17 protein-coding genes and 1 riboswitch are annotated in these 22558 nt (G+C 60.4%); of the genes, 13 read left to right on the top strand and 4 right to left on the bottom strand.

The genetic code is table 11. From position 1 onward, the window contains the following. Positions 1-240: 240 nt before the first annotated feature. From htpG to A3OQ_RS0104220, 7 genes are all read left to right on the top strand, one after another. Complete coding sequence (gene htpG / locus A3OQ_RS0104260; protein WP_020174118.1) at positions 241-2148, top strand: molecular chaperone HtpG; 1908 nt, start codon at positions 241-243, stop codon at positions 2146-2148. Between the two features lie 26 nt (positions 2149-2174). Beyond that, a complete protein-coding gene (gene prmC / locus A3OQ_RS0104255; RefSeq protein WP_152428314.1) occupies positions 2175-3029 on the top strand; it encodes a peptide chain release factor N(5)-glutamine methyltransferase in 855 nt (284 codons plus the stop codon). 486 nt (positions 3030-3515) lie between these two features. Beyond that, positions 3516-4514 (top strand): DUF4167 domain-containing protein, encoded by a 999-nt coding sequence (locus tag A3OQ_RS0104250; RefSeq protein WP_026595478.1) that lies wholly within the window; start codon positions 3516-3518, stop codon positions 4512-4514. A gap of 142 nt (positions 4515-4656) precedes the next feature. Then, a riboswitch (TPP riboswitch) is annotated at positions 4657-4754 on the top strand. Between the two features lie 64 nt (positions 4755-4818). Then, entirely contained in the window at positions 4819-6657 is a 1839-nt protein-coding gene (gene thiC / locus A3OQ_RS0104245) for a phosphomethylpyrimidine synthase ThiC (RefSeq protein WP_020174115.1), read from the top strand. A 671-nt stretch (positions 6658-7328) separates the two neighbouring features. Further along, positions 7329-9275: a YgiQ family radical SAM protein gene (locus A3OQ_RS0104230; RefSeq protein ID WP_083931653.1), complete on the top strand. Its 1947-nt coding sequence runs from the start codon at positions 7329-7331 to the stop codon at positions 9273-9275. A 339-nt stretch (positions 9276-9614) separates the two neighbouring features. Beyond that, positions 9615-10793: an efflux RND transporter periplasmic adaptor subunit gene (locus A3OQ_RS0104225; protein WP_020174111.1), complete on the top strand. Its 1179-nt coding sequence runs from the start codon at positions 9615-9617 to the stop codon at positions 10791-10793. A 307-nt stretch (positions 10794-11100) separates the two neighbouring features. Further along, positions 11101-14271 carry a multidrug efflux RND transporter permease subunit gene (locus tag A3OQ_RS0104220; RefSeq protein ID WP_020174110.1) on the top strand — a complete coding sequence of 1057 codons (3171 nt, stop codon included), beginning with the start codon at positions 11101-11103 and terminating at the stop codon, positions 14269-14271. Between the two features lie 24 nt (positions 14272-14295). On the opposite strand, the gene fae is transcribed toward A3OQ_RS0104220, so the two are convergent. Next, positions 14296-14835 (bottom strand): formaldehyde-activating enzyme, encoded by a 540-nt coding sequence (fae, locus tag A3OQ_RS0104215; RefSeq protein WP_020174109.1) that lies wholly within the window; start codon positions 14833-14835, stop codon positions 14296-14298. A 138-nt stretch (positions 14836-14973) separates the two neighbouring features. Beyond that, on the bottom strand, positions 14974-15381 hold the full coding sequence (locus A3OQ_RS0104210) for a hypothetical protein (RefSeq protein ID WP_020174108.1): 408 nt from the start codon (positions 15379-15381) through the stop codon (positions 14974-14976). A 238-nt stretch (positions 15382-15619) separates the two neighbouring features. On the opposite strand from A3OQ_RS0104210, the gene A3OQ_RS0104205 reads away from it, so the two are divergent. From A3OQ_RS0104205 to A3OQ_RS0104195, 3 genes are all read left to right on the top strand, one after another. Beyond that, a complete protein-coding gene (locus A3OQ_RS0104205) occupies positions 15620-17551 on the top strand; it encodes a S9 family peptidase (protein WP_152428313.1) in 1932 nt (643 codons plus the stop codon). Between the two features lie 367 nt (positions 17552-17918). Continuing rightward, positions 17919-18458: a hypothetical protein gene (locus A3OQ_RS0104200; RefSeq protein WP_020174106.1), complete on the top strand. Its 540-nt coding sequence runs from the start codon at positions 17919-17921 to the stop codon at positions 18456-18458. A gap of 98 nt (positions 18459-18556) precedes the next feature. After that, positions 18557-19045, top strand: a complete 489-nt coding sequence (locus tag A3OQ_RS0104195) for an L-2-amino-thiazoline-4-carboxylic acid hydrolase (protein ID WP_020174105.1) — start codon at positions 18557-18559, stop codon at positions 19043-19045. A 35-nt stretch (positions 19046-19080) separates the two neighbouring features. Here A3OQ_RS0104195 and A3OQ_RS23940 read toward each other — a convergent pair whose 3' ends face one another. Then, positions 19081-19464, bottom strand: a complete 384-nt coding sequence (locus A3OQ_RS23940; RefSeq protein WP_026595476.1) for a helix-turn-helix domain-containing protein — start codon at positions 19462-19464, stop codon at positions 19081-19083. 3 nt (positions 19465-19467) lie between these two features. Then, the gene (locus A3OQ_RS0104185) at positions 19468-19647 is read right to left on the bottom strand and encodes a type II toxin-antitoxin system RelE family toxin (RefSeq protein WP_244427091.1); all 180 of its coding nucleotides are present in this window, start codon (positions 19645-19647) and stop codon (positions 19468-19470) included. 177 nt (positions 19648-19824) lie between these two features. On the opposite strand from A3OQ_RS0104185, the gene A3OQ_RS0104180 reads away from it, so the two are divergent. From A3OQ_RS0104180 to A3OQ_RS0104170, 3 genes are all read left to right on the top strand, one after another. Further along, positions 19825-21204 carry an ethanolamine ammonia-lyase subunit EutB gene (locus A3OQ_RS0104180; RefSeq protein WP_020174102.1) on the top strand — a complete coding sequence of 460 codons (1380 nt, stop codon included), beginning with the start codon at positions 19825-19827 and terminating at the stop codon, positions 21202-21204. Continuing rightward, entirely contained in the window at positions 21201-21947 is a 747-nt protein-coding gene (gene eutC, locus A3OQ_RS0104175; protein WP_020174101.1) for an ethanolamine ammonia-lyase subunit EutC, read from the top strand. Before A3OQ_RS0104180 ends, eutC begins: the two co-directional genes overlap by 4 nt. A gap of 228 nt (positions 21948-22175) precedes the next feature. Continuing rightward, entirely contained in the window at positions 22176-22475 is a 300-nt protein-coding gene (locus A3OQ_RS0104170) for a HigA family addiction module antitoxin (RefSeq protein ID WP_020174100.1), read from the top strand. Positions 22476-22558 lie beyond the last annotated feature (83 nt).

The raw sequence follows: 22558 nt of genomic DNA, 5'->3' as shown, positions 1-22558 counted from the left end.
CGGCGATATGAGCGCCAACAGCTAGAGCGCCGGACTTTCAGTTGCGTCATGGCCGGGCTTGACCCGGCCATCCAGGCGCTCGGGTAGTGAGTCGTGCCTGGATGCGCGGATCAAGTCCGCGCATGACGCGCCAAATGTTTCTACCTGAACGTCACCTGTTCTAGGCTTAGGACTTTTTGGCGCGCGGCGCGGCGCAAGAGCCACTATAGAAGTCCGGTTCAAGGGTGACAGGGGAGCAATATGTCTGAGGTCGAAGCTCAATCGCATGCGTTTCAGGCGGATGTCGCCAGACTTCTCTATTTAATGGTTCATTCGGTCTATTCGGACCGCGATATTTTCCTGCGCGAACTTCTCTCAAACGCAGCCGATGCCTGCGAGAAATTGCGCTACGAGGCCCTGTCCAATCCCGCGCTCATGGCGGGGGAAGCGCCATTCAGCGTCAAGATCACCATCGACAAGGAGGCTGGAAAGCTCAGCGTCGAGGACAATGGGATCGGCATGTCCGCCGAGGAACTATCTGATTCGCTTGGCACGATCGCCCGCTCGGGCACCCGCGCCTTTCTCGACAAGCTCAATGCCGAAAGCGCCGAGGGCCAGCCCGTCGGGGCCGAATTGATCGGCCAGTTCGGCATCGGCTTTTATGCCGCCTTCATGGTGGCAGAGCATGTCGATGTCGAATCGCGCCGCGCCGGTTCCGATGAGGCTCACGTCTGGAGTTCGGACGGCAAGGGCACGTTTTCCATCGCGCCGCTGGCGCTCGACCAGGCACCGTCGCGGGGCACGCGGGTGATCCTGACGCTCAACGAGGGATCGAAGGACTATCTCGAAGACTACCGCATCGAGCGGATCGTACGCGAACATTCAAGCGCGCTTGCCATTCAAATCGAGCTGATCGCTTCGCCCGGCGCCGAGCCGAAGGTCCTGAGCGAGGGCGGCGCGCTTTGGGAAAAGCCCAAAAGCAACATCACGCAAGAGCAATATGAGGAGCTCTATCACAGCATCTCGGGCCAATTCGATGAGCCGGCGCTGACGCTGCATTGGCGCGCGGAGGGGCGCTACGAATATACGGTGCTCGCCTTCGTGCCGGGCAGCCAGCCTTTCGACCTCTTCGATCCCGCCCGCAAAGGCCATTCGAAACTCTATGTGCGCCATGTTCTGATCGCACCCGACGCCGATATCATGCCGAGATGGCTGCGCTTCGTCAGCCTCGTCGTCGATACGGCCGATCTGCCGCTCAATCTCTCACGCGAAATGATCCAGGAAAGCCCGCTTTTCGCGGCGATCAAGAAGGGCGTCACCAATCGCGTCCTGCAGGAATTGACCAAATTGGCCGAAACCGACGCGGCCGCCTTCGACAAGATCTGGGAGCATTTCAGCAGCGTCCTGAAGGAAGGTCTTTACGAAGACCCCGAGCGTCGCGACACGCTGTTCAAGCTCGCACGCTTTCCGACCTCCGCTTTTCCCGAGGGCAAGCGCACGCTCGCCGATTATGTCGCGGGCCTGAAGGAAAACCAGACCGCCATCTATTATCTTCTCGGCGATGATCTGAAGCGGCTTGCATCGAGCCCGCAACTTGAAGGATTCCGCGCCCGCGGCATCGAGGTTTTGCTGTTGCCCGATCCGGTCGATGCCTTTTGGGTCGGCACCGCCGCGGGCTTCGACGGCAAGCCGTTTAAATCCGTGTCGCAAGGCGTCGCCGACATCAAGAGCATTCCGTTGAAGGAAGGCGCGCCGCTGCCTGCGAGCGAGGCGACTTCCGCCGGACTTGCGAGCCTCTTTGCTCTGATGAAGCAGGAACTCGCCGATGTCGTCGAGGACGTGCGGGCGTCCGACCGCCTGTCGGAAAGTCCCGCCTGCCTCATCGCATCCGAAACCGGTCTCGACCGGCGGCTCGAGCAGATGCTGGCGCAACATGGCCATGCGAACGGCATTTCGAAACCTGTCCTCGAAGTCAATCCATCGCATCCATTGCTGACCGCGCTCGCGGCCCATGTCGGCGGTCAAGACAAACAGGCTTTCGCCGATATCGTCTGGCTGCTTTTCGACGAAGCCCGGCTGATGGAAGGCGAGAAGCCGGCCGATGCGCCGAAATTCGCCGACCGCCTGACGCGTATTCTCGTGAAGGCGGCAGGCCAACCCGCGGCGTGAGCGCGCCGCTCGCCCTCGATGGGAATATGAGCCGGGCAAAAGCCCAACGCGCTTTGGTCGAGGCCTTTACCGAGGCAGGCCTCGACAGCGCGGCGCTTGATGCCCGCGTGCTCATTTGCGCCGCGCTCGGCATCGATCATGCCGGGCTTTTGCGCGACCCGGATCTGCCGCTGGGCGAACCCGCCTCCCGCCTTGCGGCTTTTGCCGGCCGGCGACTCGCGCGCGAGCCCGTGTCGCGCATTTTGGCGCAACGCGAGTTTTTCGGCGAAACCTATGCCGTGGATCCGGCCGTCCTCGATCCGAGGCCCGACACCGAAACACTGGTCGAAGCGGTTCTCGCGGCACTTGGGCCCCGCGCAAATGAAGCTTTGCGGCTTCTCGATCTCGGCACGGGGTCGGGTGCTATTCTTGGCGCGCTGCTCGGCCGGCTTCCGCAGGCCATCGGTTTTGGCGTGGATCTCTCGCCAGCGGCTTGTGCCGTCGCGCGGCGAAATCTCAGCGCCTTGGGTCTGTCCAACCGCGCTTTCATCCTCGCCGGCCATTGGCTGGCGCCAATCTCCGGACGCTTCGATGTAATTGTCTCCAATCCACCCTATATAAGAGCTGGAGAGATTGCCGGGCTTGATCCCGAAGTCAGACTCTACGATCCGCATCTTGCGCTCGACGGCGGCCCGGATGGGCTTGCGGCCTATGGCGCCATAGCGTCGGCCGTCGCGCCGCATCTGGCGCCGCGCGGCATTCTGGCCTTCGAACTCGGGGCGGATCAGTTGAGCGGAGTCGAATCGATTCTGCGCTCCTATGGACTGGAACCAACTGGCAGGAGGCGCGATTTAGCTGGGCGGGAACGCGTCGTCTTGGCGGGTCTTGAAATCGGGGCCTGAAACTATAAAATCTTGCGCAATCCTCAGGATAGAATCCCTTGCAGCCAGCGTGAGCGTGACAATTTCGCCACAGGGCCGGAGCATCAAATATAATTCTGAACCACGCCCATGAAACCACTTGGCGTTTGTGCCGAAAACGATTAGGGTCCACGCCAAGAATTACCTTTCGCTGCTGATGTTATGGCACGGCAAGGTGTTGAGATCGTCTCCGTCTGATTTGCCAGGGCTCATGACGGATTGAGCGATTTCCATCTCCGCAAGACGATATGGCACAGCGTTGTCGAGGTGATTTTCCCGAACTCTGAGACCCCAAGGCAATCGAGGGTTAAGGACTAAGCCACGGCTGTTCGTGCGCGGAATTCTTGCTAGGCCGGAGAGCCATATCCGCAAGCGTCTTCGCATTCAGACGGTTCATCAATGGCTGGACCAACATGCCGGTAAGGCGATGTGGGGATTGCGGCTTATATTGCCACTCAAGGAACATCAATGAGACCAGGTCAGAACAAGCGTATGCGCGGCGGGCGTAGCAACAACCGCAAGGCGCCGAACCCATTGACGCGGTCCTACGAATCAAACGGTCCTGACGTCAAAATCCGTGGCACAGCCCATCACGTCGGCGAAAAATATCTTCAGCTCGCCCGCGATGCCCAATCTTCCGGCGATCCCGTGATGGCCGAAAGCTACCTCCAGCACGCCGAGCATTATTTCCGGCTGATCGCAGCGGCGCAGCAAGCTCAACAGCAAGCGGCCTTCGGCTATCAACGCCAGCCCGGCGAAGCCGAGACCGACGAAGACGATGATGACGACGATTTCGGCGGCCTGCCGGATCGTTTCGCGTCCCCGCCGGAACGCTTTGCCCCCGCGGCGGCGACGCAGCAACCCTACGCCCAGCAGCCGCCGACCAACGAGGCCCAGCCCTATCAGGAGCGGCCCTATTACAACAATAATGGCAACGGCAGCAGCCATAATAATGGCCGGCAAAATTACGAGCGGCCTGAACGTCAAGACCGCGCGCCGCGCCAAGACCGGAATTTTCAGGGTCAGGACCGTAATCAAGATCGCAATCAGGACCGCGGCTTCCAAGGCCAGGATCGCAATCAGGAGCGGACCTACCAAGACCGCAATCAAGAGCGCAGCTACCAGGACAGGCAGCCCTATCAGGAGCGGCAAGGTCAGAACCGCGATCAGGACTCGCGCGGCAATGGTTCGCGCGGACGGCGCGAATATCGCGAGCCGCGCCCCATGGTTCCTGACAATGAAGCGGGCTTGCCTGCCTTCATCACTGCGCCGGTCCGTCTGCAGCCCGAGGTCCATATGGAAGGCGCCGGCGACGAGGGCCTGCCGCGCACCATGATGCAGCCGGAAGTCGAACGGGAAGCCGATTCCTTTCTTCTGCGCCCGCGCCGCCGCCGCCGTAAGGCCGAGGGTCCGAGCGAGGATTTTCGCGGCGAAGCCACCAATGCGAGCGATCCTGTCGGCGAGTAATCTCACCGCCTCTAGGCTCCACATTCAAAAGCGGGACTTCGGTCCCGCTTTTTTGTTGCCGCCCTTTTGATGAGCCCACCGCTGCTGCTCAGCCAGGCCTCCAAATCCACGGCTTGCCGCGCGGGCGATTGCGCTCTATGTTCCCTATGCCCTGGGGTGCTGCTGAACGGCGGCTGAGATCACACCCATCGAACCTGAACCTGGATAATGCCAGCGCAGGGACCGGCCATTTGCGATGAGCGCAAATCCGTCTTCTCCATAGCGCCGGCCTCCTTCAAGAAAATCAAGCGGAGGACGCAGCGACATGAATATTCAGCCCAAACCCGAAACGCTCGTTCCGCAAAGCGTCACGACCGGCCCTCTGCCCGGCTCGCGCAAGATCTATCATCGCGCCGAAGGCCGCGACGATATTCTGGTGCCCTTCCGCGAGATCGCCCTCGATCCGTCGGCCAACGAACCTCCCGTGCGCGTCTATGATGCGTCTGGACCCTATTCGGAAGAAGATGCCCATATCGATCTCGCCGCCGGCCTGCCGCGCATTCGCGCGCCCTGGCTCGCGAAGCGCGGGGGCTTGGAAACTTACGTGGGCCGCGCCGTGAAGCCTGAGGACAATGGCTCGGTTTCAGCCGACAAGCTCGTGCCGCCCTGCCCGGCAGCGACCTCGCCGCGCCGCGGCACGCCGGGCCATCCCGTCACCCAATATGAATTCGCCAAGGCTGGCATCATCACCGAAGAGATGATCTTCGTCGCGCATCGTGAAAATCTCGGCCGCGAGCAGATGGTCGAAGGCGCGCAGACACGTCTCGCCGACGGCGAACATTTCGGCGCCTCGATTCCGGCTTTCGTCACGCCTGAATTCGTGCGCGACGAGATCGCCCGCGGCCGCGCGATCATCCCCGCCAATATCAATCACCCCGAGCTGGAGCCGATGATCATCGGCCGCAATTTCCTGGTGAAGGTGAATGCCAATATCGGCAATTCGGCCGTGACCTCCTCGGTCGCCGAAGAGGTCGAGAAGATGGTCTGGAGCATTAGATGGGGAGCAGATACCGTTATGGATCTCTCCACAGGCCGCAATATCCATAACATTCGCGACTGGATCCTGCGCAATGCGCCGGTGCCGATCGGCACCGTGCCGATCTATCAGGCACTCGAAAAGGTCGATGGCGACGCGACCAAGCTCTCATGGGAAGTCTTCCGCGACACGCTGATCGAACAGGCCGAACAGGGCGTCGATTATTTCACCATCCATGCGGGCGTGCGGTTGGCCTATGTGCCGCTGACCGCCAAGCGCACCACCGGCATCGTCTCGCGCGGCGGTTCGATCATGGCGCGCTGGTGCCTCGCGCATCATCGCGAAAGCTTCCTCTACGAGCATTTCGAAGATATTTGCGACATTATGCAAGCCTATGACGTGTCCTTCTCGCTCGGCGACGGATTGCGTCCGGGCTCGATCGCCGACGCCAATGACCGCGCGCAATTCGCCGAACTCGAAACGCTCGGCGAGCTCACCAAGATCGCCTGGAAAAAGGGCTGTCAGGTGATGATCGAAGGTCCCGGCCATGTGCCGATGCACAAGATCAAGATCAATATGGAAAAGCAGCTGAAGGAATGCGACGAGGCGCCCTTCTATACGCTCGGGCCGCTGACGACCGATATCGCGCCCGGCTACGATCACATCACGTCCGGCATTGGCGCCGCCATGATCGGCTGGTTCGGCTGCGCCATGCTCTGCTATGTGACGCCGAAGGAACATTTGGGCCTGCCCGACCGTGACGATGTGAAAGTCGGCGTCATCACCTATCGCATCGCGGCGCATGCGGGCGATCTCGCCAAGGGCCATCCGGCGGCGCAAATCAGGGACGATGCGGTCTCACGCGCGCGCTTCGACTTCCGCTGGCAGGATCAGTTCAATCTCGGCCTCGACCCGGAAACCGCGCAGCATTTCCACGACGAAACGCTGCCGAAGGACGCGCATAAGACCGCGCATTTCTGTTCGATGTGCGGACCGCAATTCTGCTCGATGCGGATTAGCCAGGATCTCCGCGACGAGGCCAAAGCCATGGAAGCCGATGAGGCGGAAAAAGGCATGGCGGAGAAGAGCGCGGAATTTTTGGAAAAGGGCGGCAAGCTTTACGTGTGAGGCCAATCACCCTCATCCTGAGGAGGTCGTGATAGCGACCGTCTCGAAGGACGAGGGTGATATGTACGTTGCCCATCCTTCGAGACGCGCTCCTAACGGAGCGCTCCTCAGGATGAGGGGTTGTTTTGTTTAAGTTCGCAAGTTCCCAAAACCCTCATGCTGAGGAGCACGTGCAGCGTGCGTCTCGAAGCATCGAGGGCTTTAGACCGTGTGCCTAACATCACACGATGCCATTCATCTCTTGGCGGCAAGCATGGCGAGCGGATCGCTTTCGTCAATGACGGCCCTTTGGGCCGCCGCCGAAGGAGGTCGCAAAGCGATCATTGACAAAAGCGCATCCGTCTCGCCGAAAATATCCGCCGTTGGATGAATGGCGAAATCTGATCGGGTTTGCTCGCCACACGCCGTCATGGCCGGGCTTGTCCCGGCCATCCACGAAACACAGCTGCATGATTGCAAGATGGCAGAGGGCCCATCACGTGGATGGCCGGGACAAGCCCGGCCATGACGCGGCGAGATTCGGGTTCAACATTAAGCTCAGCAGCGGCCTCAAGTCCGCGCATGACGTTTCTCCCGAAATGCGCTAATCCTCCGCCGTGAGCGACGCGAAACCCCTTTTCTCCTATCGCAAATATTGGGCGCACCGGTTCGGCACGGCGCCGTTCCTGCCGATGAGCCGTGCCGAAATGGACGCGCTCGGCTGGGACGCCTGCGACATCATCCTCGTCACCGGCGACGCTTATATCGATCATCCAAGCTTCGGCATGGCCTTGGTTGGCCGGCTGCTCGAGGCGCAAGGCTTTCGCGTCGGCATTATCGCGCAGCCGGATTGGCAAAGCGCCGAGCCGTTCAAGGCCTTGGGCCGGCCGGTGCTGTTCTTCGGCGTCACCGGCGGCAATATGGATTCCATGGTCAATCGCTATACGTCGGACCGGCGGCTGCGCCACGACGACAGCTATAGCCCCGAAGGCGAAGGCGGCAAACGGCCGGACCGGGCCACCATCGTCTATGCGCAGCGCTGCCGCGAGGCCTATCGCGATTGCGCAATCGTGCTCGGCGGCATCGAATCCTCGCTGCGCCGGATCGCGCATTACGATTATTGGTCAGACAAGGTCCGCCGCTCGATCCTGCTCGATGCCAAGGCCGATATCCTGCTCTACGGCAATGCCGAGCGCGCCGTCGTCGAGGTCGCGCATCGTTTTGCCAAGGCCAAAGGTGCCGTGCCCGCACAGCTCGATGATATACGCGGCGCGGTTCTCATGAAGGACGCGGTACCGGAGGGCTTTATCGAACTCAAGGCCGATGACCTCGACGACGAGGCGGAAGAGAGCCCACGGATCAACGGCGAGACGACCGTCATCCGCCTGCCGTCCTTCGAGCAGGTCGAACGCGATCCTGAAGCCTATGCCCGCGCCTCGCGCACGCTGCACCGTGAGAGCAACCCAGGCAATGCGCGGGCGCTGGTGCAACGGCATGGGACGCGCGAGCTTTGGCTGACGCCACCGCCGGTGCCGCTGACGACGCCGGAGATGGATGCCGTTTACGATCTGCCTTATGCGCGTGCGCCGCATCCGGCCTATGGCGAAGCGAAGATCCCCGCCTGGGAGATGATCAAATTCTCGGTCACCATCATGCGTGGATGTTTCGGCGGCTGCTCTTTCTGTTCGATCACCGAACATGAAGGCCGCATCATCCAGAGCCGTTCGCAGGACTCTATCGTCAAAGAGATCGCGGCGGTGCGCGACAAGACGAAGGGTTTCACCGGCATCATTTCCGATATAGGCGGGCCGACCGCCAATATGTATCGCATGGCCTGCAAAGACAAAGAGACCGAAGCGCTCTGCCGGCGTCCGGCCTGCGTCTATCCCGACATTTGCAAGAACCTCGATACGAGCCACGACAAGCTCATCGAGCTTTATCGCGCCGCGCGGCAAGTGCCGGGCGTCAAGAAGGTGATGGTCGCCTCAGGCGTGCGCTATGATCTCGCCATCAAGAGCCCGGCCTATATCCGCGAGCTCGTAGCCCATCACGTCGGCGGCTATCTGAAGATCGCGCCCGAACATACCGAGGAGGGGCCGCTCTCGAAGATGCTGAAGCCGGGCATCGGCACCTATGATCGCTTCAAGCAGATTTTCGAGCAGGCCGTGCAAGCGGCCGATAAGAAATATTTCCTCATTCCTTATTTCATCGCGGCACATCCGGGCACGACGGACGCGGATATGATGAACCTTGCTCTGTGGCTGAAGCGCAATAAATATCGCGCCGATCAGGTTCAGACATTCCTGCCGTCGCCGATGTCGCTTTCGGCGGCGATGTATCATTCCTCCGTCAATCCTTTGCGGCCGGTGCGGCGCGGCGCATCGGAACCGGTCGAAGTGGTCAAAGGCCTGCGGCAGCGCCGATTGCACAAGGCGTTCTTGCGCTATCATGACCCGGAAAATTGGCCGCTGCTGCGCGACGCTCTGAAACAGATGGGGCGCGCCGATCTCATCGGACCGGGCAAGCATCAGCTCATTCCCGCCTCGCAACCGGCAGGCACCGGGGCAAGCGGCGGTGAAGGGCGGCGCCTAGGCCGCAAACACAAAGCTCAGACGTTTTTGACAAAAGGCGTGATCTAGAGTCATCCGCCGCGCCTATCGTCCGCTCACCCGACTACCGCGAAATTTTTTGCGATCGAAGCTGAAAAGTTCGAGGAAATCTGCGCGCCCAAGAAAGCGGTGGAGGAGGCGAAGCTTCGCATCCCGGCCCGGGGACGCTACCATCCAGGCGCTGATGTCTGGCGATAGCGCCGGCTTCGCTCCAGACCGATTTCCCAACCTTACCAAGAATTAACGCGCCAACCTGCACGGCGCAGCTTTCCCCATCAAACTAATGCCCAGTTTAGAGCGCACCCGTCTTGAACATGAATGGTGGATGAACAACTTCATCACTGGTGCGATTTTCTGCTCAGAGGGCAAATGCTTAAATTTTACTTAAAACTGGTGCCCGCGGCCGCGCTGCTGGGCCTGTCTTTCCTTTTGTCCGGCTGCAATGAGCCCGGCCCCGCCGCCGCCTCGGAAGAGAAGAAAGCCCCCGAAGTCGGAATCGTCACGGTCCAGGAGCACGCGCGCACCATCACCCACGAATTGCCCGGCCGGATCGCCTCCATGCGCGTCGCCGATGTCCGGCCGCGCGTTTCGGGCATCCTGACCGAGCGCCTGTTTCATCAGGGCAGCGACGTCAAAGCCAACGAGGCGCTCTATCAGATCGATCGCAGGCCTTTCGAAATCGAGCTGCGGGCGAGCGAAGCCGCGCTCGCGAAAGCCGAGGCGAGTCTCGAACTCGCCAAACAACACGAGCAGCGCGTCGCGACGCTGGCAGCCCAGCGCATTGCCTCCAAGGCCGAACAGGAAAAAGCGGTCGCGACCATGCGCGAAGCCGAAGCCGATACCGCCGCCCGTAAGGCCGATGTCGACCGTGCGAAATTAAACCTCGATTATACGACGATCCGCGCACCGATCGGCGGACGCATCGGCGCCGCCATTGTCAGCGAAGGCGCACTTGTCGTTCAAAACGACACCTCCAGTCTCGCCAAGATCCAGCAGCTCGATCCGATCTATGCGGATTTCACGCAATCCGTCGGCGATCTCAACAAGATGCGTCACGCGCTTGAGCGAGGCGATCTCGAGCGGATCGCCGCGGATGTGGCCAAGGTGCGTCTCATCTTCGACGATGGAACCGCTTATTCGCTGCCCGGCAAACTTCTCTTTTCCGAGGCCAAGGTGGATGCCGAGACCGGCCAGGTGACTTTGCGCGGCGAATTCGCCAATCCGAAACGCGAGCTTCTGCCCGGCATGTATGTGCGCGTCCGCATCGAGCAGGGCATAGACAGCGATGCGATCGCGATCCCGCAGCAGGCCGTTCAACGCGACGCGGGCGGCACCGCGAAAGTCTTCGTCGTCGCGGCGGACGGCACGACGTCGCTGCGGCGGATTCGCACCGGTTCCATTCAGGATGGACAATGGCTGGTTCTCGACGGGCTCAAACCCGGCGAACGCGTCGTCGTCGATGGATTCCAGAAATTCACACCGGGCGACCGTGTCGATCCGAAGCCTTGGACCGAAGCGGATTCACGCCCGCAAGGCAACAAAGGCTAGGCGTCCGTTCTCCGCTCGATCCAACCCTCATCCTGAGGCGCTTGTACCCATTTCGGGCCTGCCCGAAATAGGCATTCGTAATGTTTCAAGTCGCTCAAGCACGACTTGAAATGCAAACGTCTCGAAAGATCGAGGGTTGGAAAGACCTTTTTGAATTAAGGCGACGAACTTTCAACGGCGTCATGGCCGGGCTTGACCCGGCCATCCAGGCATCACGGGACAGTGTTGTGCCTGGATGCGCGGATCAAGTCCGCGCATGACGCCCTTAGATGACACTAGGTCCCAGGCCTGGATACCAGAGGATTAAATGCCGAGCTTCTTTATCGACAGGCCAATTTTCGCGACCGTGATCGCGCTTCTGATCTCATTGATCGGCGCGATCGCCATTCCGCTTCTGCCGGTCGCGCAATACCCGATCATCGCACCGCCGTCGATCTCGATCAGCACGAGCTATCCGGGCGCGACCCCGCAAAATCTCTACAACAGCGTCACACGCCTGATCGAAGAAGAGCTGAACGGCGCCTCCGGTATTTTGAATTTCGAATCGACCAGCGACTCGCTCGGGCAAGTCGACATCACTGCGAATTTCAAGCCCGGCACCGATATCGGCCTGGCCTCGGTCGATGTGCAGAATCGGATCAAGCGGATCGAAGCGCGTTTGCCGCGCGCCGTGATTCAGCAAGGCATACTCGTCGAAGAAGCCTCGGCTGCCGTGCTGCAGATCGTGACCTTGCGTTCAACGGACGGCAGCCTCAACGAGGTCGGCCTCGGCGATTTCATGGTCCGCAACGTCCTCGGCGAGATCAGACGCATTCCCGGCGTCGGGCGGGCGACGCTTTTTTCGACCGAGCGGTCCCTGCGCATCTGGGTCGATCCCGGTAAACTCGTCGGCTATGGCCTCACCGCGGATGATGTGACGAAAGCCATTGAAGCGCAGAACGCGCAGGTCGCCTCCGGCAGCATCGGCGCCGAGCCGAGCACGGCAGAGCAGCGCGTCTCGGCGCTCGTCGTGGTCAAAGGGCAACTGGCCTCGCCCGAGGAATTCGGCCAGATCGTGTTGCGCGCCAATCCGGACGGTTCGACCGTGCGGGTGAGCGATGTCGCCCGCATCGAAATCGGCGGCATGGGCTATCAGTTCACAACGCGGCTCAACGGGCAGCCGACAGCGGGCCTCTCCGTGCTGCTCGCGCCCGGCGGCAATGCGCTGGCGACCGCAAATGCCGTGAAAGCCAAGATGCAGGAGCTTTCACGCTTCTTTCCCGACACTATTACCTATGAAATTCCCTATGACATCACGCCGGTCGTGGAAGCCTCGATCGAGAAGGTGCTTCACACCCTGCTCGAGGCCGTCGCCCTTGTCTTCGTCGTGATGTTCCTGTTCCTACAGAACATCCGCTACACGATCATTCCGACGATCGTGGTGCCTGTGGCTCTGCTCGGCACCTGCGCGACGCTTCTCCTCGTCGGCTATTCCATCAATATGCTGACCATGTTCGCCATGGTGCTCGCGATCGGCATACTCGTCGACGATGCGATCGTCGTCGTCGAAAATGTCGAGCGCATCATGGCCTCGGAAGGCCTGTCGCCGAAAGAGGCGACGCGCAAGGCCATGTCGCAGATCACCAGTGCCATCATCGGCATTACGGTCGTGCTGCTCGCCGTCTTCGTGCCCATGGCTTTCTTTCCCGGATCGGTCGGCATCATCTATCGCCAGTTCTCGGTGACGATGATCTCGGCCATCGGCTTCTCGGCGCTTATGGCTCTGACCCTGACGCCGGCACTCTGCGCAACCCTATTGAAGCCGGTGGAGGCCGGACATGCCCTCACGCGCCGCGGTGCTTTCGGCTGGTTCAATTACGGGCTCGACAAGATACGCGATCGCTATGTCGGGCTCGTCAGTTGGTCCTTGACCCGCGTTCCGCGTCTCATGCTGATTTATGCCATTCTGGTCGTGGGTCTCGGCTTCGCCTTCATGCGTCTGCCGGCGGGCTTTCTGCCGATCGACGATCAGGGCTTCATCACGACCGACGTACAGACGCCGTCTGACTCCGCCTTCAGCCGCACCGAGGCGGCGATCCAGAAGGTCGAGAAGTATCTGGCCGAACGGCCGGGAATCAAGGACGTCACCTTCCTCACCGGCTTCAGCTTCAACGGGCAAGGCCTCAATACGGCGCAAGCCTTCATCACGCTGAAGGATTGGAGCGAGCGCGGTTCGAAGGACTCGGCCGCGGCGATCGTTGACGATATCAATTCGACTTTGTCGGGCATTCGCGACGCCAAGATCTCGGCGCTGCAGCCGCCGCCGATCGACAATCTCGGCAATTCGAGCGGCTTCAGCTTCCGGCTGCAGGATCGCGGCCAGAAAGGCTATGACGCCTTGATACAGGCCGCCAATACGCTCGTCGCTACGGCGGAAGCCAGTCCGGTGCTTCAAAACGTCTATATCGAGGGCCTGCCCCAGGCGCCGCAAGTCGAACTCGTCATAGACCGCGAGAAGGCCTCGGCCTTCGGCGTGACCTTCGAAGCCATCAACAATACGATCTCGACCAATCTCGGCTCAGCCTATGTGAACGACTTTCCCAATCACGGCCGCATGCAGCGCGTGATCGTGCAAAGCGACGCTGGCAGCCGCATGAACGCGGACGATATCCTTGGCTATAATGTCAAGAATGCGCGCGGCCAGCTCGTGCCGTTTTCGTCCTTTGCGAGCATCGCCTGGTCGCAAGGCCCGACGCAGATGGTCGGCTTCAATTATTATCCCTCCGTCCGCATCAGCGGCGAGGCGGCGCCGGGCTACACCAGCGGCGATGCCATCGCCGAGATGGAACGCCTCACCGGCCGCTTGCCGCGCGGCTTCGGCTATGAATGGACCGGCCAATCGCTGCAGGAAAAACTCGCAGGTTCCATGGCGCCCTTCCTGCTCGGCCTGTCAGTCGTCGTCGTGTTCTTGTGCCTCGCAGCGCTCTACGAAAGCTGGACGATTCCGATCGCCGTCTTGCTTACCGTGCCGCTCGGCATCGCAGGCGCGGTCTTGGCGACCAGCCTGCGCGGCATGCCGAACGGAGTTTATTTCACTGTTGGGCTCATCACGATCATCGGTCTTGCCGCCAAGGACGCCATTCTCATCATCGAATTCGCCAAGGAGCTGCGCGCGCGGGGTTATTCCTTGACCGAAGCAACGATGACGGCGTGCCGGTTGCGCTTCCGCCCCATCGTGATGACGGGCCTCGCCTTCGTTTGCGGCGTTCTGCCTATGGTCATCGCCTCGGGCGCCGGCGGCAAGAGCCAGCAAGCGCTAGGTACCGGAGTCATGGGCGGCATGATGGCGGTCGTGATTTTGGGATTGCTGCTGATACCTGTTTTTTTCGTCACCGTGCAGAAGCTGTTTGGGCCGAGGTCGGAACGGCAGCAGGCGAAAGATACGCGCACGCCTGAGCAATACGGGCCACCGGCACCGGCCGAGACGGCCTCGGCCTAAGCCAAAAAGGTATGTTCGAACCCGTTAGGCTTCCAACACCCCTTCAAGCGCATAATGCTGCACGCTCTTGCGGTTGGCGATCAGTTCGTCGATCGAAGGTTCTCCCTTCATCGCGCGTGAGATCGCGAGCTTCGTCGCCTCGTAATTGGTGCGATAGAGATCGCGTCTGTCGAGATTTTCATCCGTGGCGCAGCGCGGATCGAGCCAGATCATGACGATCATGCAAAGCTCGTCGATCTGATCTTTCGGCAGAATGCCTTCGATGACGCAATCCAAAATGGCATCGCCCGTCGCCGCCTGCACGATACCGCCGAGAAGATCGACGAAATCGCCCGACTTCACCGTCATCTTGGTGGTCATCATGGTTGCCGGGCGCACCATCTGATTGCAGTCGCGCACGACGAACATGCGCGGATGACCGGCGACCTGTCCGGCCATGCCGGCGAAAGCATTGCCCACCGGCCCTTTGATGCTGCCGATCATCACTTCCGGCATGGCGTCGGTATATTGCCCTTCCGCCGCCAGAACCGTCGCCTCGCCGGTCCGCAACCAAATCTCACTCATGACTCATCCTTGCCTTTGCTTTCGACAAGGGCTTCTTAGAGCATTTTCAGCAAAAGTGGAGGCCGGTGTTGCGCCCGAAAATGCGAGCGAACAAAGACCAAGAGCGGCGTTTTGAAGCGTGTTTCGCGAGACGGCCGGTCAGACCATCATATAGGAGCGCAGTTCCGGGACGATGACGCTCGTCCATTCGGCCTCGAAGGCGCGATAGGATTGGACGAAGGGAAAGCCGCTGCGCGGAAAGAATTGGCGGCGTGTCAGGTCGATGACATCTTCGCCGATTCGCACGACGAAATGCGTCCAGAGCGATTGCGGCGCCAGTTGAATCCAGCGGTCGTCGGCATCCGGCGCATCTGTCTTGAGGCCGCTACAGCGCAGCATTTGCGCCGCGAAGCCGCCGCTTTGCAGATCGTCCATCAGCTTGAACGAGGTCTCATGGCAGAGATTATAGGAAAGTTCGCCGACCTTGGCCGCGCGACTCCGGATAATTCTTTTTTCGCTGGTGCCCATGCCCGAAACATAGGCAGAGCCAGGCGCACGAAAGCCCATAGGGGCGCTCCCTTGCAGTGAGGCGGGAGCGCTTAGGATCTCTCAGTTACCGGCGCCCAAGTCATCCGGCCGACAATGGTCCGATTCAAGCATATTTCGTGCCGTCTGGACATCAGATAATTTAGAGCGGGATAGCGCAGATAAGCCCGCGCAATCTGCGTAAACGTGATTGCGCTCGGAAGACCGATGCACAGTTTTCCTATCCCGCTCTAACGCGCAAATGTTCTATGGAAGCGCCATGACCAAAACCACCGCGCCCTATGGCACCTGGATTTCCCCTGTCACCACCAAACTCATGACCGAGGCCGCGATTGGGCTTTCGGTTCTGACCGTGGATCACGACGATCTTTACTGGCTGGAAAGCCGGGCGCATGAGGCCGGCCGCACCGCGCTCTGCAAGCGCTCAGCCGACGGCGGCATCAGCGACATCATGCCCATACCGGTCAGCGTCGGCTCGCGCGTGCATGAATATGGCGGCGGCGCCTATGCCGTGAAGGACGGCATCATCGTCTTCTCCGAACGCAAGGAAGGTTCGGTCTGGTTGATCGAGCCTGACACTGGGCCATCCAGCTTCGCAACGCCCGAGGGCTGCCGCTACGCCGATTTCGAATTCGACTTTCCGCGCCGCCGCGTGCTGGCGATCCGCGAAGATCACCGCGACCGGCCGCCGACCGATCCGAAAGCTGCGATCGTCGCGCTCTCGCTCGACGGCGAGGCGGAGACGATCCTGGTGGAAGGACCGGATTTTTTGAGTTCGCCGCGGCTTTCGCCGGATGGTCAGAAGCTCGCGTGGATTTCCTGGAATCATCCCGATATGCCGTGGGATGCGAGCGAGCTTCTTCTTGCCGATGTCTCCGCCGACGGCTCGATCGGGAAGGTCGAAAATCTCACCGGCCCCATTCGTCAATCGATCGTGCAACCGCGCTGGTCGGATGATGGCATTCTTCACTTTTCATCAGACCGCACCGGCTGGTGGAATCTTTATGCCCTGCGTAGCGGCGCGATCGAACCCATCGCGCCGATCGAAGCCGAGATCGGCGGTCCGCATTGGGTCTTCGGCCAGCGCTCCTATAGCTTCCTGCCGGACGGGCGGATCATCGCCATGGTCTCGCAAAACGGCATCCGCACGGCGGCGATCATAGACGGCGGCAAAATCGTCCCCCTCGACATCGGGCAGGTGCATGAAGCGCCTCTCGCGTTGGGCGAAGGCCTCGCCTATATCGCGACGCCACGCACGCAATCGCCTTTCGTCGCGGTGCTGCCGTCGCTTTCAGACGGCGCCCCGATCATCATACGCAGTGGCGCGCCTGCGGTTCTGCCTGAAGGCTCGATTTCGATCGGCGAGCCGATGGATTTTCCGACACGAGGCGCCATTGGTCATGCCTTTTGGTATCCGCCGAAAAACGAAGCCTATGAAGGTCAAGCCGGCAGCTTGCCGCCGCTCGTCGTGCTCTCGCATGGCGGCCCCACAAGCATGACGACGAATGGATTCAGCCTCGCCATTCAATGGTGGACGACGCGCGGCTTCGGCGTCGTCGATGTGAATTACGGCGGCTCGACGGGTTTCGGGCGCCCCTATCGCGAAGCTCTCAACGGCACCTGGGGCATCGTCGATGTCGAAGATTGCGCCGCGGCGGCGAAGGCGCTGGCCGATCGCGGTCTCGTCGATCGCGACCGCATCGTCATCAGAGGCGGCAGCGCCGGCGGCTTCACGACGCTCGCCGCTTTGACCTCGACCAATGTCTTCCGGGCCGGCGCCAGTCTTTATGGCGTCGCCGATCTGAAGCTGCTCGCAAGCGACACGCATAAATTCGAGTCGCGCTATCTCGATGGGCTGATCGGACCCTTGCCGCAAGCGGATGCGCTTTATATCGAGCGCTCACCGATTCATCACATCGACCGTCTCACCTGCCCCTTGATTTTCTTTCAAGGGCAGGACGACAAGACCGTGCCGCCGAACCAGGCTGAGACGATGGTCGAAGCCATCGCGGCACGTGGTCTGCCTGTTGCCTATTATTCCTTCGAAGGCGAAGGCCATGGCTTTCGTCAGGCCGAAACCTTGCGCCGCGTTTTGGATCTTGAACTCGGTTTCTATGGCCGCGTCTTCGGATTTACGACGCCGGGCTTGAGTGAAGAGGTCGTCATCCGCAATGAGATAAAAAAATGCTGATGCCTCTCAAGCGACGGTATTTCAATCTCTTCCTGCTTTCAGATTGAGCAATTCACCGGCGGCAACGCCACCACGAAAGCCAATCCGCAGTTGCCTCAGAGAAGGAAGCCGCCTATGGTCGTTAGCGCTATGGCTTCAAAGCTTGAGCACAGAGCGCTTTTGGAAAAGGATGACGGTTTATCGCCGTCAAGAAACGGCATTCCCCAAAATGCCGGGACCGAGGCATTGTCTCGCTCATAGCCGATGGCTGGGGCGCTACGATCGTCACTATCGATCTCGCCCTAATCTGCGCGCTCCAGTCGATTTGCAAACAGGGTGTCGTTGCGGCCGAGGCCAGACTCGCCCTTAAAACCTGAGCGAGATTCCCATGACTGATGTTTCCGCCACGCCCTTCGCTGCATTGGACGCGAGTGGCTCGCTGCTTAAACCCCAATTGAAAGCCGATACCGAAGTCGCTGGCCGTTTCGGCTATCGCGGCGACATTGCCTATGACGGTCCGGAGACCTTCATCAAGGAAGTCTTCGCGGTGTCCGAAACGGACAAGCCAGCCATTGCTTTCCTGGCCGGTTCGATCAAGGAGCTACAGACAATTCCGAAAATCGTCGAACATTTCGGCGCAGCGCTTGATGCCAACGGCAAATATATGCTCTACGTGGCCGATGCTCCGCGCGGCGCGCGCTGGTATATTCCGGTCAACGGCATTCCTTTCTTCATCGTCTTCATTGACGACACCTCGGTCTATAACGAGCTCATCGACATTTTCTACGTCGACAAAGTGAAGCTCAAAAAATACAGCACGACCCAGAAGCTCGATGCGCTCGCCGACGTCGGCGTCAAATTCGACAAGGTCGATGATTACGAAGCTATTACCTGGGAAGAGGCATTGAAGCGTCAGGCTGCCGGCTAAACGCCGCTTCGCTTCGATCGCTGCGATCATGTTCTAAAGTTGCATGGGGGCTGGCTTTTATGGCTGGTCCCCGTTTTGACTTTACGAAGGATCGATCCATGGCCCCTATCAGTCTTCTCGAACGCCGCCGCATCGAAGCGGAATTTACCAAAGGCATCTTGGACGCTCTCGCCGCCGAAATCGGCCGCGACCGTGCTATCGTCATCCTGACGAAAGCGATCGAAGCCATGGCAGAAAAGGCCGGCGCTGCTTTCGCAGCCGAGACATCGCAAGCCGACCCCCAAAGCCCCGCCGATCTTACAGCCTTCGCGCAGATTCTGCCGCGCTGGCAGGCGGGCGATGCTCTGGCCGTTACGCTGCACGCGCAAAACGCCGAAGAGCTTGATTTCGACGTCACCCATTGCGCCTTCGCCGACATGTATCGCGAGCTTGGTTTGGGCGAACTCGGCTTCGTCCTCTCCTGCAATCGCGACGGCGGTTTTTCCAAGGGCTTCAATCCGCAGATCGCACTGACGCGGACGCAGACGATCATGGGCGGCGCGAGCCATTGCGATTTCCGCTTCAGGCTTCCGCGACCACAATCTTGAGGACGGCTCCTCTCTCAAGTTCTTCAAGGGATGGTCTACGAAAGCCATTCAACCGGCACATTTAAAGCTTGCGCGAGTTTCGCGATCGTTTCGGGTGTTCCAGTGCGGCGTCCGCTTTCCAGATCAGACAGGTAGCCCTGGCTAATGCCTGTTTTAAAATTCAGATGCAGTTGCGTCTCTTCACGCCAATTGCGAATGGCTTTCAGCCGGGTCTCTCCCCGAAGAATCGCGGCGGTAACATCCGGAGGCAGCACAACACCGCCAGCAGCCAATTCGGCCTTTCGGGCATCATAGACGGCAACATCATCGGCATCTTCTGCCCCTTGAGCCGCACGCTCAAGGAGCGCCTCGTATTCCGCTCGGGGTAACACAACGAGTTCTTCGCCGCTGGGAGTACGAATGATCTGTGGTACGCTCATCGCTCAGCTCCTTTTGTAAGTCGTCGTAGCCCGGCGGCCGATGTAGATCGCCAAAATCGTAGTCGCATCCTCATCGAAAATAACCCGGTAACTGCCGACGCGGAGACGATAGCCGTCGCGGCCTTGCAGAGCTTTCACGTCGCCTTGACCCGTCATGGCATAGCGGTGAAGTGCAGTTTCCACCTGCTCGCGAGAATCTCGGGGAAGAACCTCGAGATCCTTTGCGGCGCTGAGCGTGAGGATGATTGTTTTCACGAGCGATAATATCGCTGTAATGAAGTATTCGTCAAGCGATAATATCGCCGAGCTAGATCGTTCCCTATCATATACTTGATCTCTCAAGGAACTCAGCCCAACGCCATGTCCTACGCCACCACCATCGCCGGCACCCGTTACGTCTTCGACGATCTGCGGACGCTTTTGGCGTACGCCTCGCCGGCCCGCGCTGGCGATCGCTTGGCGGGTCTCGCGGCATCGAGCGACGAAGAGCGCGTGGCCGCGCGCATGGCGCTCGCCGATGTACCGCTGAAAGATTTTCTGTCCGAAGCTCTGATCCCTTACGAGGAGGATGATGTCACGCGGCTTATCGTCGACAGCCATGACGCGTCGGCCTTCGCGACGATAGGCACGCTCACTGTCGGCGCATTCCGCGATTGGCTGCTGTCCGATGAAGCCACAACTGAGGCGCTCAAAGGGCTCGCGTCCGGCATCACGCCCGAGATGGCAGCGGCCGTCTCCAAGCTCATGCGCAATCAGGATCTGATCCTCGCCGCGCGGAAAATCTCGAACGTCACGAGGTTCCGCACGACAATCGGCTTGCCCGGCCGCTTGTCGGTGCGCTTGCAGCCAAACCATCCGAGCGACGACGTTGCGGGCATCGGCGCTGCCATCCTCGACGGGCTGATGTATGGCTGCGGCGATGCCTGTATCGGCATCAACCCCGCGACCGACAGTGCCGCGCGGGCGCTCCTATTGTTGGAGCGTGTCGATGAATTGCGTCAGCGCTTCGATATTCCGATCCAATCCTGCGTGCTCGCACATGTCACGACCACATTGCAGGTGATGGAAAAGAACGGCCCGGTCGACCTCGTCTTTCAATCAATCGCTGGCTCGCAAGCCGCCAATGATGCATTTGGTGTGAGCCTCGCCATGCTCGATGAAGCGCATGAAGCCGTCCGTGCAACCGGCCGCGCGAATCCCGGCGCCAATCTCATGTATTTCGAGACCGGCCAGGGCGCGGCGCTGTCCGCCGAGGCGCATCATGGCGTCGATCAGCAGACGATGGAGGCGCGCGCCTATGCGGTCGCGCGCCACCATCGCCCGCTTCTCGTCAATACGGTCGTCGGCTTCATCGGCCCGGAATATCTCTACGACGGCAAGGAAATCATTCGCGCCGGATTGGAAGATCATTTCTGCGGCAAGCTCATGGGCCTGCCGATGGGCGTCGATGTTTGCTACACCAATCACGCCGAAGCCGATCAAGACGACATGGACACGCTTCTGACCCTGCTCGGCGTCGCCGGCTGTACTTACATCATGGGCGTGCCCGGTGCCGACGACATCATGCTCGGCTATCAATCGACCTCCTATCACGACGCGCTTTATGCGCGCCGTGTGCTCGGTCTGCGGCCTGCGCCGGAATTCGAAGCCTGGCTCATGCGCATGGGGATCATGGACGACAAAGGCCGCGTGCGGCCGCGGCTCGAAGGCGGCGCAGCGAAACTATTGGGATCGTCATGAGCAATGAAGACCCTTTCGGTGACGCTTGGGCGCATTTGCGGCGCGCGACAACGGCGCGCATCGCGCTCGGCCGAACCGGCGATTCGCTGCCGACGCAACGTGTGCTCGAATTCGCACTCGCTCATGCGCGCGCCCGCGATGCCGTGCATGCGAGCCTCAATATCGAGCGCCTCATAATGGAACTTGGTGACCCTTCACCGATCGTCGTGAAAAGCCAAGCGGAAAACCGCGCGCAATATTTGCAGCGCCCGGATTTCGGGCGGCGTCTCGCGCCAGACAGTCGCGCTCGTCTTCATCCGGGGCCTTACGACGCCGCTTTGGTGCTGGCCGATGGGCTCTCGGCGCAGGCCTTGCAAACGCAGGGCGCAGCGCTCGCAAAATTGATTGCCGCATCGCCGGCGTGGCGCTTCGCACCACCCGTCATCGCGCAGCAGGGCCGCGTCGCACTCGGCGACGAGATCACCGAAGCGCTTGGAACATTGCTCGTCGTGGTGCTGATCGGCGAGCGGCCGGGCTTGTCCGCCAGCGACAGTCTCGGCGCCTATATCACTTATGCACCGAGGGCGGGCGTCAGCAAAGATTCAAACCGTAATTGCATCTCGAACATCAGGCCGGATGGTCTCTCGCTTGAAGACGCGGCAAAGCGCATCCTGGCCATGATCGGGCTCGCCCAAAAGCTGAAATGCACCGGCACGCTGTTGAAGGAAGACGACGCGCTGGCGCTCGACGGCGGATCGGCCTGAGGCTTATCTAACGGAACCTGTTGCGTTATAAATGATGGCACGTCACATTGGCGTGCGAACCCTCTCCCAGCGGGAGAGGGTGGTCAGCGGAGCTGACCGGGTGAGGGGTTACGACCTCCCGCCAAAGACCGTAACCCCTCATCCGGCCCGACTTCGTCGGGCCACCTTCTCCCACTGGGAGAAGGGTCGCTCACATCGATCGAAGAACCTAAAAGCGCGAGAGCGAAGATGGCGAAGGCTCCGAAACATCCCGGCCGCATCCTGCAAGATCAATATCTCTCCGATCTCGGCATGAACGGCAGCCAGCTCGCCGCCGCGCTTAAAGTATCGGGCGATCTGATCAGCACGATCTTGCGCGGCCAGGCGCCGGTCGATGCCGACCTTTCTATAAGGCTGGGACTTTATTTTTCGAAGGAGCCGAATTATTGGCTCAACCTTCAACAGGCTTTCGATCTCGCCAAGGCGCAAGCCGAGAACGATTATTCGGGGATCGAGAAACACCCCGGCATCGTCGCGTTTTTTCCGTGAGGACGAATCATCTGTCGTGCCGTCATGCTCGGACTTGATCCGCGCATCCAAGAATGCTTTCTAAAGTCGGCAGCTCAGCGTTT

This window comes from Methyloferula stellata AR4, assembly GCF_000385335.1.
In the GTDB taxonomy this organism is placed as follows: Bacteria; Pseudomonadota; Alphaproteobacteria; order Rhizobiales; family Beijerinckiaceae; genus Methyloferula; species Methyloferula stellata.
This window is presented reverse-complemented; position numbering and strand designations above follow the sequence as displayed.

What these genes read in the sequence shown, in the direction of transcription:
- htpG (WP_020174118.1), top strand. Translation starts at nt 241, where the DNA reads ATGTCTGAGGTCGAAGCTCAATCGCATGCGTTTCAGGCGGATGTCGCC.
- prmC (WP_152428314.1), top strand. Translation starts at nt 2,175, where the DNA reads ATGAGCCGGGCAAAAGCCCAACGCGCTTTGGTCGAGGCCTTTACCGAG.
- A3OQ_RS0104250 (WP_026595478.1), top strand. Translation starts at nt 3,516, where the DNA reads ATGAGACCAGGTCAGAACAAGCGTATGCGCGGCGGGCGTAGCAACAAC.
- thiC (WP_020174115.1), top strand. Translation starts at nt 4,819, where the DNA reads ATGAATATTCAGCCCAAACCCGAAACGCTCGTTCCGCAAAGCGTCACG.
- A3OQ_RS0104230 (WP_083931653.1), top strand. Translation starts at nt 7,329, where the DNA reads ATGAGCCGTGCCGAAATGGACGCGCTCGGCTGGGACGCCTGCGACATC.
- A3OQ_RS0104225 (WP_020174111.1), top strand. Translation starts at nt 9,615, where the DNA reads ATGCTTAAATTTTACTTAAAACTGGTGCCCGCGGCCGCGCTGCTGGGC.
- A3OQ_RS0104220 (WP_020174110.1), top strand. Translation starts at nt 11,101, where the DNA reads ATGCCGAGCTTCTTTATCGACAGGCCAATTTTCGCGACCGTGATCGCG.
- fae (WP_020174109.1), bottom strand. Translation starts at nt 14,835, where the DNA reads ATGAGTGAGATTTGGTTGCGGACCGGCGAGGCGACGGTTCTGGCGGCG.
- A3OQ_RS0104210 (WP_020174108.1), bottom strand. Translation starts at nt 15,381, where the DNA reads ATGGGCTTTCGTGCGCCTGGCTCTGCCTATGTTTCGGGCATGGGCACC.
- A3OQ_RS0104205 (WP_152428313.1), top strand. Translation starts at nt 15,620, where the DNA reads ATGACCAAAACCACCGCGCCCTATGGCACCTGGATTTCCCCTGTCACC.
- A3OQ_RS0104200 (WP_020174106.1), top strand. Translation starts at nt 17,919, where the DNA reads ATGACTGATGTTTCCGCCACGCCCTTCGCTGCATTGGACGCGAGTGGC.
- A3OQ_RS0104195 (WP_020174105.1), top strand. Translation starts at nt 18,557, where the DNA reads ATGGCCCCTATCAGTCTTCTCGAACGCCGCCGCATCGAAGCGGAATTT.
- A3OQ_RS23940 (WP_026595476.1), bottom strand. Translation starts at nt 19,464, where the DNA reads ATGAGCGTACCACAGATCATTCGTACTCCCAGCGGCGAAGAACTCGTT.
- A3OQ_RS0104180 (WP_020174102.1), top strand. Translation starts at nt 19,825, where the DNA reads ATGTCCTACGCCACCACCATCGCCGGCACCCGTTACGTCTTCGACGAT.
- eutC (WP_020174101.1), top strand. Translation starts at nt 21,201, where the DNA reads ATGAGCAATGAAGACCCTTTCGGTGACGCTTGGGCGCATTTGCGGCGC.
- A3OQ_RS0104170 (WP_020174100.1), top strand. Translation starts at nt 22,176, where the DNA reads ATGGCGAAGGCTCCGAAACATCCCGGCCGCATCCTGCAAGATCAATAT.